Annotated in this window: 10 protein-coding genes and 2 CRISPR repeat arrays (2 of these 12 only partly in view); of the genes, 8 read left to right on the forward strand and 2 right to left on the reverse strand. The window is 53.6% G+C overall.

Annotated features, from left to right (window positions below; translation table 11 throughout):
• Nucleotides 1-1,622: direct repeats of the CRISPR family, unit length 29 nt; unit sequence CGGTTCATCCCCACACATGTAGGGAATAG (it extends 1,952 nt beyond the left edge of the window).
• 39 nt (nt 1,623-1,661) lie between these two features.
• Entirely contained in the window at nt 1,662-1,952 is a 291-nt protein-coding gene (cas2e, locus tag J2I47_RS19210; protein ID WP_207366219.1) for a type I-E CRISPR-associated endoribonuclease Cas2e, read from the reverse strand.
• Nucleotides 1,949-2,851 carry a type I-E CRISPR-associated endonuclease Cas1e gene (gene cas1e, locus J2I47_RS19215; protein WP_229374771.1) on the reverse strand — a complete coding sequence of 301 codons (903 nt, stop codon included), beginning with the start codon at nt 2,849-2,851 and terminating at the stop codon, nt 1,949-1,951. The genes cas2e and cas1e overlap by 4 nt, the downstream gene beginning before the upstream one ends.
• A gap of 150 nt (nt 2,852-3,001) precedes the next feature.
• Here cas1e and J2I47_RS19220 point away from each other — a divergent pair, with 150 nt between their 5' ends.
• The 8 genes from J2I47_RS19220 (at nt 3,002) to cas6e (ending at nt 12,468) form a co-directional block, all read left to right on the forward strand.
• Nucleotides 3,002-3,979: a helix-turn-helix transcriptional regulator gene (locus J2I47_RS19220; RefSeq protein WP_229374772.1), complete on the forward strand. Its 978-nt coding sequence runs from the start codon at nt 3,002-3,004 to the stop codon at nt 3,977-3,979.
• Between the two features lie 105 nt (nt 3,980-4,084).
• Nucleotides 4,085-6,928: a CRISPR-associated helicase Cas3' gene (gene cas3 / locus J2I47_RS19225; RefSeq protein ID WP_207366222.1), complete on the forward strand. Its 2,844-nt coding sequence runs from the start codon at nt 4,085-4,087 to the stop codon at nt 6,926-6,928.
• A 322-nt stretch (nt 6,929-7,250) separates the two neighbouring features.
• Nucleotides 7,251-7,583: a hypothetical protein gene (locus J2I47_RS19230; RefSeq protein ID WP_207366223.1), complete on the forward strand. Its 333-nt coding sequence runs from the start codon at nt 7,251-7,253 to the stop codon at nt 7,581-7,583.
• Between the two features lie 20 nt (nt 7,584-7,603).
• On the forward strand, nt 7,604-9,181 hold the full coding sequence (gene casA, locus J2I47_RS19235) for a type I-E CRISPR-associated protein Cse1/CasA (RefSeq protein WP_207366224.1): 1,578 nt from the start codon (nt 7,604-7,606) through the stop codon (nt 9,179-9,181).
• Nucleotides 9,178-9,798, forward strand: coding sequence for a type I-E CRISPR-associated protein Cse2/CasB (gene casB / locus J2I47_RS19240; RefSeq protein ID WP_207366225.1), 621 nt, complete (start codon nt 9,178-9,180; stop codon nt 9,796-9,798). The genes casA and casB overlap by 4 nt, the downstream gene beginning before the upstream one ends.
• A gap of 29 nt (nt 9,799-9,827) precedes the next feature.
• On the forward strand, nt 9,828-11,015 hold the full coding sequence (gene cas7e, locus J2I47_RS19245) for a type I-E CRISPR-associated protein Cas7/Cse4/CasC (RefSeq protein WP_207366226.1): 1,188 nt from the start codon (nt 9,828-9,830) through the stop codon (nt 11,013-11,015).
• A 12-nt stretch (nt 11,016-11,027) separates the two neighbouring features.
• Entirely contained in the window at nt 11,028-11,807 is a 780-nt protein-coding gene (gene cas5e / locus J2I47_RS19250) for a type I-E CRISPR-associated protein Cas5/CasD (RefSeq protein WP_229374773.1), read from the forward strand.
• Entirely contained in the window at nt 11,791-12,468 is a 678-nt protein-coding gene (gene cas6e / locus J2I47_RS19255) for a type I-E CRISPR-associated protein Cas6/Cse3/CasE (protein WP_229374775.1), read from the forward strand. The genes cas5e and cas6e overlap by 17 nt, the downstream gene beginning before the upstream one ends.
• 136 nt (nt 12,469-12,604) lie before the next feature.
• A CRISPR array of direct repeats spans nt 12,605-14,841; the repeat unit is 29 nt; unit sequence CTATTCCCCACAAGCGTGGGGATGAACCG (it continues 1,878 nt past the right edge of the window).

Raw genomic sequence — 14,841 nt, forward strand, 5'->3', positions numbered from 1 at the left:
GGGACTTCGGTTCATCCCCACACATGTAGGGAATAGTAAGTCATTTAGCATAACAAAATCTTCGTGTTCGGTTCATCCCCACACATGTAGGGAATAGAAATAGAGCAACACAAAAGCAAAGTTTTTGAGCGGTTCATCCCCACACATGTAGGGAATAGAATGGATAATACAGGTTATTGATTCAGGTGGACGGTTCATCCCCACACATGTAGGGAATAGTAGAACCCAATAAGGCCGCGTAAACGGCCCATCGGTTCATCCCCACACATGTAGGGAATAGAACATCCATTGTTGAATCTATTGCTGCCATTGCGGTTCATCCCCACACATGTAGGGAATAGGGGCTGGCTACGTGTTTGTAGTTTGTGCTGGCCTGGTTCATCCCCACACATGTAGGGAATAGTTGCCCCACGTTTGGCGGCGGCGTAATGTCTACGGTTCATCCCCACACATGTAGGGAATAGAATGCCGTGGATCACGCCCGGCTTTAGGGGGTCGGTTCATCCCCACACATGTAGGGAATAGCTGCTTGTCGGTCGGCATCAGCAGTTTGTGGCCGGTTCATCCCCACACATGTAGGGAATAGGGTAGCCTGCTAATTGCCTGTCACGATTTGGGCGGTTCATCCCCACACATGTAGGGAATAGACCACGGCGGGCTTTAACAAGACGTGGTTCTGCGGTTCATCCCCACACATGTAGGGAATAGAAGACCGATCAGCAGGTAGATAACTTCGATGCCGGTTCATCCCCACACATGTAGGGAATAGGCCCCCAACGGGTCCATTGGCACGAATGGAGACGGTTCATCCCCACACATGTAGGGAATAGCCCTACGATACCGTCGTTCCCAACGACGTCACCGGTTCATCCCCACACATGTAGGGAATAGCACTCCACCACCCAACCCCGACTAACCGGGGGCGGTTCATCCCCACACATGTAGGGAATAGTGAGATTACTACCGTCTACATAGCTGGCGTAGCGGTTCATCCCCACACATGTAGGGAATAGTGATTCTGATTGATGAGCGCCGAGGCCAGGTTCGGTTCATCCCCACACATGTAGGGAATAGTACGAGCCGTCGAAAAGTACCAACTCCGCAAACGGTTCATCCCCACACATGTAGGGAATAGGCCGATGGTACGCCCGTGGAGGCGCAGCACCGCGGTTCATCCCCACACATGTAGGGAATAGACACCGATAACGGTCGGTTTTCGTGGAGCAATCGGTTCATCCCCACACATGTAGGGAATAGGTCTACGGTTTCTTCCGTCCGAACCCCTAGTTCGGTTCATCCCCACACATGTAGGGAATAGATCATGGAGGGGGCCGTGGGTACGCTGAACGCGGTTCATCCCCACACATGTAGGGAATAGGACCGGGTGGAGGTACGCAAGGGACTGCTGTACGGTTCATCCCCACACATGTAGGGAATAGTCCGGCTTCGTAGTTGTCTTTCGCCCGCTGAACGGTTCATCCCCACACATGTAGGGAATAGCACGACCGGGCCACAACAACACGCAGCATGAACGGTTCATCCCCACACATGTAGGGAATAGTTAGAGGCAAGGCCCGTCAAGCTTTTGGCCTGCGGTTCATCCCCACACATGTAGGGAATAGACTGGAAATTTACATGGAAACGAGGATTTTTTGATAAAATCATCCTGTATGTGTTGACGCAGGATGGCGGGTTAACCACAGTCCTTCAACATTGATTGGCACATACTGCTTGGGTTGCCACGAACGCATATCAAAGCCTTGCTCGTTGTTGGTCCGCCAAAGTAGTAGTACTGTCCCATCGTCGGCGCGGTTGGTGGCTCGTTCCCAAAGTGCCTCGCGTACAACTTCACTAACACGTCCTACAAAAACGCCTGCCTGTAATTCCACAAGCCAGCGGCTGAGATCGCCCCGTAAGGAAGGTGACACACACTCAACAATTAAAATTGTCATGATTTTTGTGTTTTAGGGTTGCTCCACCATGGCGTTGGTAAGGCCGGGTCTTCGTCAGGATCGAAGCCGTCGGGAGTTTCGGGCTCTACATCCAGCCGCAGTAGACGATCCACATCAGGCACGATACGCTGCAATAAGCGCAGGTTTGTAAACGCGTCGCGGCACCGCTTACGCACTTGCGTTTCGAGGTTGGGTAGCCCCTCCGCCACTGCCGCAAAAGCCACCGGTACCGTAAGCTGTACCTTATAGAGGTCGGCCACATCATAGACAAATGATAGCTGTTTGCCTTGATGGATGAACCCCAAGGCTGGGCAGTAGCCCGACGACAGTAATGCCACGTGAACCAGACCGTGCAAACAGGCATTGGCCGACGATAAAGCGCGATTTAAGGGGTCAGAGTCGGCCCATGAGTTGCGGTTGTAATTGCGTCCGTTCCAGCCAACGCCGTACTTCTGTGCAGCTTCAGCGTAGGCAGCTCGCACCCGAATGCCTTCACGGCCACGAATCTGCTCCAATTTCAAACCAGCAGGCAAGGGGTCAGGAAAACGCGCCCTGTACATGCGTTCAATCACCTGCAACCGCTGTTCAGGAGAGGCTGATAGTTCGGCTTGTTTCATAAGTCGATAAGCCTTGTGTGTTTCGCCTACTCCTTGTGCATAACACCGTACACCACCCTCGCCGCACCAAACTACTGAGCAGCCTGCTTCGGCCAGCGTTCGGATGGCGGCATGTGTTACCGACGTACCCGGCCCCAACAACAGCGCACTTAAACTGGCAACGGGTAGCGGGATGCTACCCTGCTTGTTGACGAACTCGACACCGAGCTTTGATTGCTCGATGTGTCCATACTCGAAGTACAAAAAAGACAGCGAATCCCGAATCTTCGGTAAGTCGCGCATTGCGTGTTTGTGTTTCATTACTTTTAACCGATTTTGGGAAAAGGTAGGAATGGCTGTCATCCAGACCGGACAAATAATGTCCGCTTTAGCCCTGCCTCGCTCCTTATTTCACAGCTCAAAACAGCCAATTCCAACCCGTTCATGCCCAAAATGACTTCTATTGAATACCTGCGTCGACTGCTCGACAGTGGTGCTGAACTCACCTCACAACACTTACAGGATCAACTAAACCTCAGTGAACGGCATGTACGTCGGCTCATTGGGCAACTACGCGATGAAGGCCTGCCAATTCTGGAACGGCCTGAGGGCAATCGTAAAGTATATGCGTTGCCCACTGAACGGCAGCAGTCGGCCGTTTCTGATCTCCGTTTCGATAGCGCTGAACTTCGGGCTTTGGCCATAGCCGCCAAAGCAAGCCGGTCGGTGCTGACGGGGACACCTCATGCAGTTGCCTTGAACCGGGCTTTTGAGAAGCTTCTCGACAAAGCGCGGCCAGTTTCTTACGTCTTTGATCTCGACGATTCGATGCAGGAATGGCAGTTTGATGATAACGCCACTGACCAGATCGCACTCGATCTGTTTAGCAGTATTGAGACGGCAATGGACAACCGGCAGTGCATCCGCATCAATTATTTTACTGCTCAAGACCAGCGTAATTCAACAGCCCGCAAGATTGATCCATATGGCTTTCATAAGCGTGGGCGAGCCTGGCTGCTGGTTGCCTGGTGCCACGAACGCAACGCCCTCCGTAACTTTTCGCTGACCCGCATCAGTAGGGTAGATGCCTGCTCTGAAGAATACTTCGACATTCCCGATGACTTCATCCCGGAAGACTATTTCCGGGCATCTTTAGGGGCTATCAACTCTGGGGCTTGTGAGGAACTACGCCTGTTGATTGAACCCGACAAAGCCATTTATTTCCGCGAACGGCTCTATCACCCAACACAGCAGATTGAAGAAGACCGCCCCGATGGACGTCTCGTGGTGTCGTACGAACTGGAAGGCTTTGAAGAGATGCGCTCATTTTGCCAGGGTTGGGGCGTAGGCATCACCGTACTCGAACCTGAAACGCTCCGCCAACGACTGCGAGAGGAAGCCGAAGCGCTAGTCAAACGCTATCAGGCGTAGAGGTTCTGTGTAGAGGTCATATACGGACACGAAATGTCCGGTCTCGCTTACCCATTGCCTTACCTTTCGGCCCTTACTCAGATAGAGTAGCAAACACATCAATACATGGAAGCATGGCGGCTTTTCTGGGCCAAAACCAACCGGGAAAAAATAGAGGGCCTTTCCGAAGACTGGACCCACCCGCTGTGGGCACACCTCATCGACGTAGGTAGTGCTGCACAGGTGCTTTGGGATCAGTTTCTACCAGCATCCCTTAAGCAAAACATGGCTGAGGGTATTGGCATGAACCTTACTGATGCTGGAAAATTCCTCAGTGTCTGGATTGGTTTACATGATCTTGGCAAAGCTATTCCAAGCTTCCAGGGTATACCGGGTGCTGCGCCGCGTGTAGTGGCTGAATTGGCCAAGGCTGGTTTGGTGATTGACCCAAATGCCAACCGGTTGCACCACGGTCACGCCTCCATCGCCATTGCCCTTCGGTGGCTGCACTCCGATTTAGACACCCAGCGCCCTGAAAGCCCAAAAAGCTACCTGCTCGATGCACTAGCGGCCTGCGTAGGTATTCACCACGGTAAGTTGGCGAAACAAATCTGCTGGGTCAACGTAGCCCGCGATATCAACCGTTCTCAGGCTGTGTTGGGCAACGCTCAGTGGCGACAAGCACAGCAGGACTTAGCTAATGCCGTATTTGCGGCCTGGGGAACTGAGTGGCCCGCCGACCGCCACCGTCGGGCTGCCAACCCGCGTCTGGGCAAAGGATGGCCCGACTGGCTAATGGCGTTTGCCGGCTGGGCCACACTCGCCGATTGGCTGGGGTCGATGCAGGGCTGTTTCAGTACGGCTACCCAACCCAGCGACGACCTGCGGGCGTACCTTGACAGTAGCCATATCGGTGCAAAAAAGGCTTTCGTCTTGGCCGGATTAGACCAACAAGCCCGACTCAGGCAGCTAACCTTTCAGGAATATTTCAAAAACGATCCCCGCCCACTACAGGAGATTGCCCGCGATATATCCCTGCACCCGACCGAGCCGAATCTGCTAATTATGGAGGCTCCCACCGGTGAAGGCAAAACCGAAGCTGCCTTTTATTTAGCTGCTCGGTTTAGGGGAGGTATCTATGCCGCTATGCCCTCTCAAGCTACCTCGAATGGCATCTTCCCCCGGCTTTGCACGTTCGTCGGGGGCGACACTGAACGAGGGTTAGCAGCGGCTCACGACGGTCCAATAGCCGCCCTGCGCTTGGTACATGGCAACGATTTGCTACGCGAAGACGCACTCACGCTGCTGAAAATTGATGAACGCCCGCCCGCCATCGACGATGACGACGAAATTCGTAAATCCACGTCAGGGGCAGCGGGGCGTATGTTGTCGTGGTTCATGCCGAAAAAAAGGGCCTTGCTGGTGCCCTATGGCGTTGGTACCGTCGATCAGTTGTTTCTAGGAGTGCTATATGCCAAACACTTCTTTCTAAGGTTGTTCTCCCTTTGCGGCAAGACGGTCATTTTTGATGAGGTTCACGCCTACGATACATACATGAACACCATCTTCGAGCGGTTGCTGGCCTGGTTGCGGGCATTGAACGTGAACGTGGTGGTACTATCGGCTACACTACCTGCCGAGACCCGTCAGCGAATGCTAACCGCGTGGGGTGGCAATCTACTCGCTGACAAAGCGTCCGCTCCTTACCCCATAGCGTGGCATGTAGCAGGTGGGCACGTAACGGCTCACGACTTTCTGCCTGACCCTAACCGTAAGCAACAGCTACGCTTCGACTGGTGTGACCCCAACACCGGCGTGTTGGCTAAAAAAATCTGTGATCTATTGGCGAATGGGGCAACCGTTATTGTGATCTGTAACAAGGTAGAGCGGGCGCAGGACTTGTTTGCTCTGCTAGACAAGGATGAGTTGTTACATGCCGACGACCGGATTTTGCTCCACGCCCGGATGCCGCAGGCATGGCGACAGATACGAGAAGACGCAGCCCTGACCCGCTTCGGTAAAGACCGCCCAAACCGACCTGGTTTGCTGGTGGGTACGCAGGTGATTGAACAGAGCTTGGACCTCGATGCCGACGCCATGATCACCGACCTCGCCCCGGTCGATTTGTTGCTACAACGGGCCGGGCGGCTGCATCGGCACAATCGCGATGATCAACGTCCGACGGACTTCAAAAAGCCAATGCTGCTGATTGCCTGCCCCGAAGCCGACTCCGGCGAGTTGCCAAACGTAGATGAGTTATCGGGCGGAGGTAAGATTTATGCCCGCAAACTGCTTTGGCAAACCTATAACGTAATGAAACGCTACGGAGGCTGGGCCTTGCCATGTGGGCATGAACAATTGCCCGGATACCGTCAACTAATTGACGATGTATATACCACTACGTTTTCGTTCGACCCGCCGCTTTCGACTGAATGCCAACGTCACTACGATGAAGCAGACCGGGCATTGACCGATAAAGAAGATGACCAGGAGAAGGAAGCGCGCCAGAGGTTAGTACCGAAGCCGAACGCATTGCAGGAGCTGTTTACGTCCGATGATCCTGAATTGGCCGAAGAAGACGAGACTAGCAATGGCAAACTTCCCAAACACCTGCAAGCTTTTACCCGCAACCCCGACGGCCTGAACGCCGAGGTGCTGTTGCTACATCGAACCGTCGATGGCTGGAGCCAGCATCCCAACGGCGAAACACTCATCTGGCGCGGCAAAATTACCTACCTGACCCCCGAACGCCTCCAGGCGGTCTTCGGCTCGGCGGTGCGCATTAGCCATGCGGGTATCGTATCGACGCTGTTTAAGGAACCCAACCCAGAATGGCAGTGGCAGCAGGATCAATCACGCATACTGAAACGCTTTCACTTGATCGAATTAACCAACTACGCCGCAACCATTGGTACTACCCGCTTAATACTCGATGATCGGCTGGGAGTATGTTATCCGAAACAGATGTAAATCTGTCAAAAAGAGAGGCATAATTACTTGTAAAACAAGTAATTATGCCTCTAGAGCCTCCCCACCAATGTGGGGAAAAATAGTGTAATTGTGAGCTTCTCACGGATCATGCCCACCAGCGTAGGCACATACAAACTAACAGCTTTTTTCATAAAATCATTGATTTAGGTAGGGTCCATATATGTCATGTTCAGCCTTTAACCCGAAAATATTATTCCGATCACCTATTGTACTAGGCTATCTCTTGAATGGGTCGATTGTTCACCATTACATTTGTTGAGAAGTAAAGACAGTGATATTTATAAGCTTCTCACTTAAAACTATGACCAGACTCGATGAGTTAGCCCATTTAGCAGCCATTCTCCTTAAAGGACATTGGTTGCCAGTAACTGAACTTTCTGACAAACTGAATGTCTGCCCGCGCCGCACTCAGGATGTTGTCAGGCATCTTCATGATTCAGGATACACGCTTTTGAGTCAATACCGTAAAGGCAGGAAGTTTTTATGCATATCAAGGGAAGATACTAACGGGCGGTTGGCTGAAATCCTGCACCCAAAAGAGCAAAAAATAGTACAAGACTTAATGAGTCGTTCGGGCAAGCGCGCTGAACGAGTTATACTTAAACTCATTCAAGCCGCAACTACAAAGCATTAACTGATTTTTCACACACCCCAATGCACAATTACAATTTACTTTACGAACCCTGGCTGCCAGTGCGGTGGTGCAGTGGTGCCCCACCCTCGACGGTGGGGCTGCGCGAAACCCTCATTAGGGCGCACGAAATTACGGAACTGGCAACAGATAACCCGCTGGAAACCATCGCGTTGAACCGGCTATTGGCCGCACTCATTGCTTCGGCTTTCCCCAGTATGGCTACCCCTGAAGGGTGGTTTGCGGTCTGGGACCGGGCGCAATTTGACCCCACCGTGCTCGATACGTACCTAGCCAATTACGCAGACAAGTTCGATCTACTGTCGCCCACCCGCCCGTTCTACAGTGACCCAAACACCGAGACGCAGGCACTGTCGCCCATGGCGCGGTTGCAACACGCTGCCACCAGCGGTAATAACGCCCTGCTGTTCAGCCATGATCTCGACAGTGTGCCGTTGGCTCTGCCGTTGGCCGAGGCGGCGCGGGCATTGGTTTGTACACAGGCAGCGGCGTTGGGTGGCGGGGTAGCTAAACCGTTTAACCTCTGCCACGGCCCGCTGGTGGGCGGGGCGTTCTTCTGGCTGCGGGGGCTGGCAGGTGGGGACACGTCGGCGGGCGACGTGTCGCTGTTCCGGGCATTACTGCTTAATCTGCCGCCCACGGAAGCAGTTTGGGGCAACCAACAAAAAGACAGAGGCGCAACCTGGGAAACCGACAAGCCTCCCGTAGCTGAAAAGCGGTGGGTCCACGGCATCCGTGATCTATTTACGTTCCAGAGTCGCCGTCTCCACTTAGTGCTCGACAGCGAACAACGAGCCGTAGGGGTGTTTTACAACCAGGGCAGTAAAATCGACGACCGTCAATTCGATGACCCACATCTGGCTCAGGTTGAAGGGAAAGACGGTTTTTACCCGCTCCGATTCCGTACTGACCGCGCTCTGTGGCAGGACTCGACTATTTATCTGATGACCAAAGAAGGCACGGCTGGCAAGCCCCCCGCTACGTTCGACTGGCTGTCGCGTCCTGATAATTTAGCCGAATTGGGACAGGGAATAACCGGGCAGTCGCGCTTCTCGGCAGACGTATTTGGAATGGTCAACGATCAGGCGAAGGTGGAGTTGTGGCGCCATGAACGCGTCACGGTATATCCTGACATTATTCAGGAGCCAGGCCGGTGGGATGTATTGAATAAGTTAATTAAAGAAGCGGATTTTCGAGCCGACCGGCTCCGCGAAGCCACCCGTGCCTATGCCATGCGGGTACGTCTCAACAAGTCCTACGGCACTCGACTGGGCGATGTTGAACGCGCTGACCGTGATAATCTTGTGCAAATGTTGGGCACTACTAGCCGCTATTGGGTCGGGCTGGGGCAACAGTTTGAGCCGTTTCTAGCCCAAATCGCGCAGGCTAATCAGGAAATGCTAGGGGATACCCTGACCGCTTGGAAAAAAGCAGCCTGGCGATTGGCCCGCAAGGCCCTTCAGGACAGTATTGAATCACTTGCTACCGATGCCCGCGCATTTCAAGCTGTGATCGAAGCCGAAACCGTCCTGAGCCGGGGAACACTATCAACCAAAACAACCAAACCTGAACTTGCATGAACCCCACTATCGACAACAGAAAAGACCTGATCGGCTTTTTATATCGCCAAAAAGACGCCAAAGGCCGTGCCACGCTAGCTGAACTCCGCCGGGCCGCCGCTGATCCACGAAACAACTTGCGCTTGTTTAGCCTGATTGGTCAGTGCCTGCCCGACCCCAGCGGCCCCGCTGATGAGGACGATTGGGTTGTTGAAGCCCATTTGCTGGTGGCTATGCTCTTCGCCGTTCATGGGGCCACCCGCTGGACTAAAGCCAACCGGCTGGATATGCCCGCTTTTCCTGAAGGTGAAAACCGACGGTCATTCGGAGCCTCATTGCGTCTACTCAAATATCAGTTGGGCACCGGCGAAAACAGCCTTGACTTACGCGTAGGTGCCCTGCTAGACACCAACGCCGAAGACATCGCCGTGCCGTTGCGAAACCTGGTGCAGCGTATTGCCACAGCCCCCAAAAGGCCAATACCCATTGATTACTATAAACTCCTGAACGACTTGATCAATTGGCAGCAGACACATACCCGTCTCCGTTGGGCGCGTGACTATTGGCAACCCAACACCTCTGATGAAGATATAGACACCGCGCCTATGGTCAGCGACCCAAATAGCAACAACCAATAACTTTTTTCAACACCCAATTTTACAAGATTATGAAAACGATTGAGTTTCACATCCTCCAAAATTTTCCACCATCGAATCTGAACCGCGACGACAGCGGCGCACCCAAAGACTGTGATTTCGGCGGCTACCGGCGGCAGCGCATTTCTTCGCAGTGCCTGAAACGGTCGGTGCGGCAGTCGGATGTATTTCGCCAGCAAATGACCGACCGGTTGGGTATTCGCACCAAACGCGCCCCTCAAAAAGTAGCTGAAGTCTTGGTGGGCATGGGCCTCGCCGACGTACAGGCAAAGGCAATGGCCCTGGAGTTTTTTGAAGCACTGTATGGTGTAAATGACAAAGGCACCACCGATTACTTGCTCTATGTGGGTGAAGAAGAGTTGAAACGAGCAGCCACTATGCTCTATAACGCTGGTGCCGAATTGCGCACAAAAGCCGAGGTAATCACTCAGTTGCGGATAGAGGAAGCTATGCTGGCTAAGAAGGAAAAGGAAGTTAAAACCAAAGAAATAACCGAGGCGGCGAAGCTGTTCAATGCCCTAGCCGAGCAGTATAAGGCTACCTACCCCAAACACGTGCGGGCGGTCGATGTTGCTTTGTTTGGGCGGATGCTGGCTGATAATCCCACCGAAAACGTAGATGCTGCCTGCCAAGTTAGCCATGCTATTTCGGTTAACAGAATGAACATGGAGTTTGACTACTTCACGGCAGTTGATGACATACCAGCGCCTGACGATAATGCTGGCGCGGCAATGTTAGGCACAGTGGGCTTTGCTTCGTCGTGTTTCTATCGCTTTGCATGTCTCGACTTAGACCAACTCACGCGTAACCTCGGCGGCGACAGCAAGGCGGCGCACGAAGGTGTGATGGCTTTTGCCGAAGCGTTCATTCAGGCGCGGCCTTCAGGCAAGCAAAATACCTTCGCAGCTCATTCATTACCAGCTTTCATGCTACTGGTGGTGCGCGAAAACGGCCAGCCTGTTTCGCTCGCCAATGCATTTGAGAAGCCTATTTCGCCCACTAAATCACAGAGTCTCACCAGTGGTGCCATTACTGCTTTGGCCAGACACTACACCAATCTCCAGAAAGTCTATGGCCTGAACGGACAGGCGTTTGGCGTACAACTAGACGCCGAAGATGGCCTAACCAACGCGCCATTTGCCCTCATCGACAACGTACCTGCCATGCTGAGTACGCTTAAGCAAACCCTTCACACCTAATCTTGGTCTGTTATGCCATATACACTATTGATGCGGCTGGCCGGACCCATGCAGTCGTGGGGCGTGAGCAGCCGTTTCTCAATACGCGAAACCCTTACCGAACCCTCAAAGAGTGGTGTGGTTGGGTTACTTTGCGCGGCATTGGGTTGGGATCGGGCCGCACCCACGCACCCCATCGCAGGAAGTGAACGCCCCCTGGCTACACTGGCTAATTTGCCCATGGCAGTGCGGGTGTTGCGCGAGGGTACCATCCGCCGTGACTATCACACAGCGCAAAACGTGCTGCGGGCTAAAGCTAAACTGCGCCCCGGTAAACCCACTGCGGCGGGTGATTTGCAGGGAACCGTCCTGTCAGAACGTTTTTACCTCAGCGATGCCCATTTTCTAGTAGGCCTTGAAAGCGATGACCTGCCATTCTTAGAAGCATTGGATGCAGCTCTGGCTGCGCCGTTCTGGCCCCTAAGCCTGGGGCGCAAGGCCTTTGCGCCCACTGCACCTGTCCGGTTTGCTAACACTCTTCCTGACTTAACCACCACGAGCATTGCTGCTCTGCCTATGATGGAGGCATTACTAACGGCCATCGACCCGTTTTTTATGTCGAGACGGCGCGAAACAGAAAATCCTATGCTCCGGCTTGTTGCCGATAGTGGTGTCTACCCCGCTCTTGCATTGGGATATGTGGGCACAAGCCGCGCCCAACGTACTGACGTGCCACTATCGTTTGCCTCCCGCCAGTTTGCCCCCCGCGAAGTGACCATTTTCACCCCCAAGCTCAATGATGCACCTATCTAAACTCGTTTTGAACCCGCGTAGGCGCGACGTTTGGCGTGACCTGCGTTCGCCTTATGACCTTCACCGCACTTTGGCTCATGCTTTCCCAACCGAACCGGGTATTAACTACCGCGCCCAGCACGGCGTTTTGTTTCGGTTAGAACCCATGACCACCCCTAACGCGATGCCAACTGTGCTGGTGCAGTCGGCATCGCCCCCTGAATGGAGCTGTTTACCCGAAGGCTATTGTCTACAACAGCAGTCGGCTCCTTACGACCCAACCTTCGCGGCGGGGCAATCATTAGTGTTCAGGTTAGTAGCCAACCCTACCAAAAAACAGAAGATTAACGGCCGGGAGCAGGGTAAACGTGTAGCTCTGCACGACCTGCCCGATCCCGACGCTGCTGATCCCGATACACCTACGCCCGCCCGACTATGGCTAACGCGCAAAGCGGAGCAACACGGTTTTCGGGTGGTTTATACCCTAACTGATGGATTCTGGTTAGGTGAACCCAATGGAGATGGAGCACGTGGTAAACCGCAATTACCTCATTATGGCGTTCGTTATGACGGATTATTGCAGGTAACAAACCCAGATACACTGACTAAGGCATTAACAACAGGCATTGGTCCAGCCAAAGCATTTGGATTCGGTTTATTGTCCGTGGCTCGTCCTCAATAGTACTGCTAGTTAAACATATACATGCCCCGGCAGGACGTACTGACCTCCTGCCGGGTCACTTGTGTTGTGCCAAAATGCACCGACACTAAACCGTTCATTGACATCTAAAAACCGCGTTTCTGCGTAAATTTCCAGTCTATTCCCCACAAGCGTGGGGATGAACCGCTGTGAGCATGCCTGGGCTGATGAGGACTTATCTATTCCCCACAAGCGTGGGGATGAACCGTTCCTATGAACATAGATCGGATTTTGTACCCCCTATTCCCCACAAGCGTGGGGATGAACCGGAGGCCGAATTAGCCGAACAGCGGCTAGACATCTATTCCCCACAAGCGTGGGGATGAACCGGATGGGCAACAATCTGTCTTTTAACAAAAAAGCTATTCCCCACAAGCGTGGGGATGAACCGATAGGCCCGCAAACGGTCGGCGCGACGAACAACTATTCCCCACAAGCGTGGGGATGAACCGATGTACCCAAGTACTGCGCGATGCCCTGAGTACTATTCCCCACAAGCGTGGGGATGAACCGCGTGAGGATCTGCTCGGCAATCGTGCCACTCGCTATTCCCCACAAGCGTGGGGATGAACCGACAGAAATCGAGTTTGGCGAGGAGGCGGATTACTATTCCCCACAAGCGTGGGGATGAACCGACAGGCGACAAGCCAGCAGATTGTTTTATCACCTATTCCCCACAAGCGTGGGGATGAACCGCCCATTTGCGGGCGGCGGGCTCGAGGGAGATTCTATTCCCCACAAGCGTGGGGATGAACCGCATTTGCATTCGCCACGACGCCACCGATGAGCCTATTCCCCACAAGCGTGGGGATGAACCGTCGGGTCATACCGTTGAACAAAATCTTGCCACCTATTCCCCACAAGCGTGGGGATGAACCGTGCCGCATCCGCATGGCGGGCTCAGCCACCGACTATTCCCCACAAGCGTGGGGATGAACCGGCGTTGGGCATCGGCCTAATCATTACTGCTATCTATTCCCCACAAGCGTGGGGATGAACCGCAATTGTGATAGACTAGGACCTGAAACGGAATCTATTCCCCACAAGCGTGGGGATGAACCGCTCTACGAAAGGCTTTGGGCAACTCCGTACGCCTATTCCCCACAAGCGTGGGGATGAACCGCAGCTGCTGGCCCACCCCACCTACAGTCAGGCCTATTCCCCACAAGCGTGGGGATGAACCGCCCTGAGCCGTGCCAAACCAAGCCACCCAAGCCTATTCCCCACAAGCGTGGGGATGAACCGGTGGTTGGTTGTCCTGGTACGGCCTTGTTGTTCTATTCCCCACAAGCGTGGGGATGAACCGTAACCCTGGAAGACGGCACGGCCGGGCTGGTGCTATTCCCCACAAGCGTGGGGATGAACCGTCCGATCAGCAAAAGCAAATCGGTAATGCAAACTATTCCCCACAAGCGTGGGGATGAACCGCAATCGCTCCCTGTTTTTTTGAATAAAATCCACTATTCCCCACAAGCGTGGGGATGAACCGATTACAGGACAAAATACCACACATGAGCGCAACTATTCCCCACAAGCGTGGGGATTAACCGCATTACACGGCCTGTAGGCCAATACGTTACACCTATTCCCCACAAGCGTGGGGATGAACCGAACGAATCGAACACAGTGTCTTCTTTCCAGTACTATTCCCCACAAGCGTGGGGATGAACCGCGGTGCAGGGCCATGTGGCAAGCTGGTGACCCCTATTCCCCACAAGCGTGGGGATGAACCGACAGTCCATTTCGAGAGTTTAGGTTTCGTTCACTATTCCCCACAAGCGTGGGGATGAACCGCCACGACGGGCATTAAAAACGCCTTTGAAAACCTATTCCCCACAAGCGTGGGGATGAACCGCTGGGATAAAATCGTGGGGGCCGACCGCTACCTATTCCCCACAAGCGTGGGGATGAACCGAGCCAATACCGCAAGCCATTTTAACGGCTGCACTATTCCCCACAAGCGTGGGGATGAACCGAATTCATTCCTGTAGCTGTTCCGATACAGCCTCTATTCCCCACAAGCGTGGGGATGAACCGGTGAGCGTGCTGTTTAAAAAAGGGCTTAAACCCTATTCCCCACAAACGTGGGGATGAACCGATCACATATAACCCTAGTGTTTATGACGAAATCTATTCCCCACAAGCGTGGGGATGAACCGAATGGTGGTAGCCCGTTTGCCGATGGTTTTGTCTATTCCCCACAAGCGTGGGGATGAACCGTTGTCGATCTGTTGATCGACGTGGATTATGTGCTATTCCCCACAAGCGTGGGGATGAACCGACAGCCGTCAGCAGCAGCTGCGCCAGGCGGGCCTATTCCCCACAAGCGTGGGGATGAACCGCCGCCATCTACCG

Source organism: Fibrella rubiginis, from assembly GCF_017353185.1.
Lineage (GTDB): Bacteria > Bacteroidota > Bacteroidia > Cytophagales > Spirosomataceae > Fibrella > Fibrella rubiginis.

Bases quoted from the DNA above. Each gene is read 5' to 3' on its own strand.
- J2I47_RS19220 (WP_229374772.1), top strand. From the start codon at position 3,002: ATGACTTCTATTGAATACCTGCGTCGACTGCTCGACAGTGGTGCTGAA.
- casA (WP_207366224.1), top strand. From the start codon at position 7,604: ATGCACAATTACAATTTACTTTACGAACCCTGGCTGCCAGTGCGGTGG.
- J2I47_RS19230 (WP_207366223.1), top strand. From the start codon at position 7,251: ATGACCAGACTCGATGAGTTAGCCCATTTAGCAGCCATTCTCCTTAAA.
- cas3 (WP_207366222.1), top strand. From the start codon at position 4,085: ATGGAAGCATGGCGGCTTTTCTGGGCCAAAACCAACCGGGAAAAAATA.
- cas6e (WP_229374775.1), top strand. From the start codon at position 11,791: ATGATGCACCTATCTAAACTCGTTTTGAACCCGCGTAGGCGCGACGTT.
- cas1e (WP_229374771.1), bottom strand. From the start codon at position 2,851: ATGCGCGACTTACCGAAGATTCGGGATTCGCTGTCTTTTTTGTACTTC.
- cas7e (WP_207366226.1), top strand. From the start codon at position 9,828: ATGAAAACGATTGAGTTTCACATCCTCCAAAATTTTCCACCATCGAAT.
- casB (WP_207366225.1), top strand. From the start codon at position 9,178: ATGAACCCCACTATCGACAACAGAAAAGACCTGATCGGCTTTTTATAT.
- cas2e (WP_207366219.1), bottom strand. From the start codon at position 1,952: ATGACAATTTTAATTGTTGAGTGTGTGTCACCTTCCTTACGGGGCGAT.
- cas5e (WP_229374773.1), top strand. From the start codon at position 11,028: ATGCCATATACACTATTGATGCGGCTGGCCGGACCCATGCAGTCGTGG.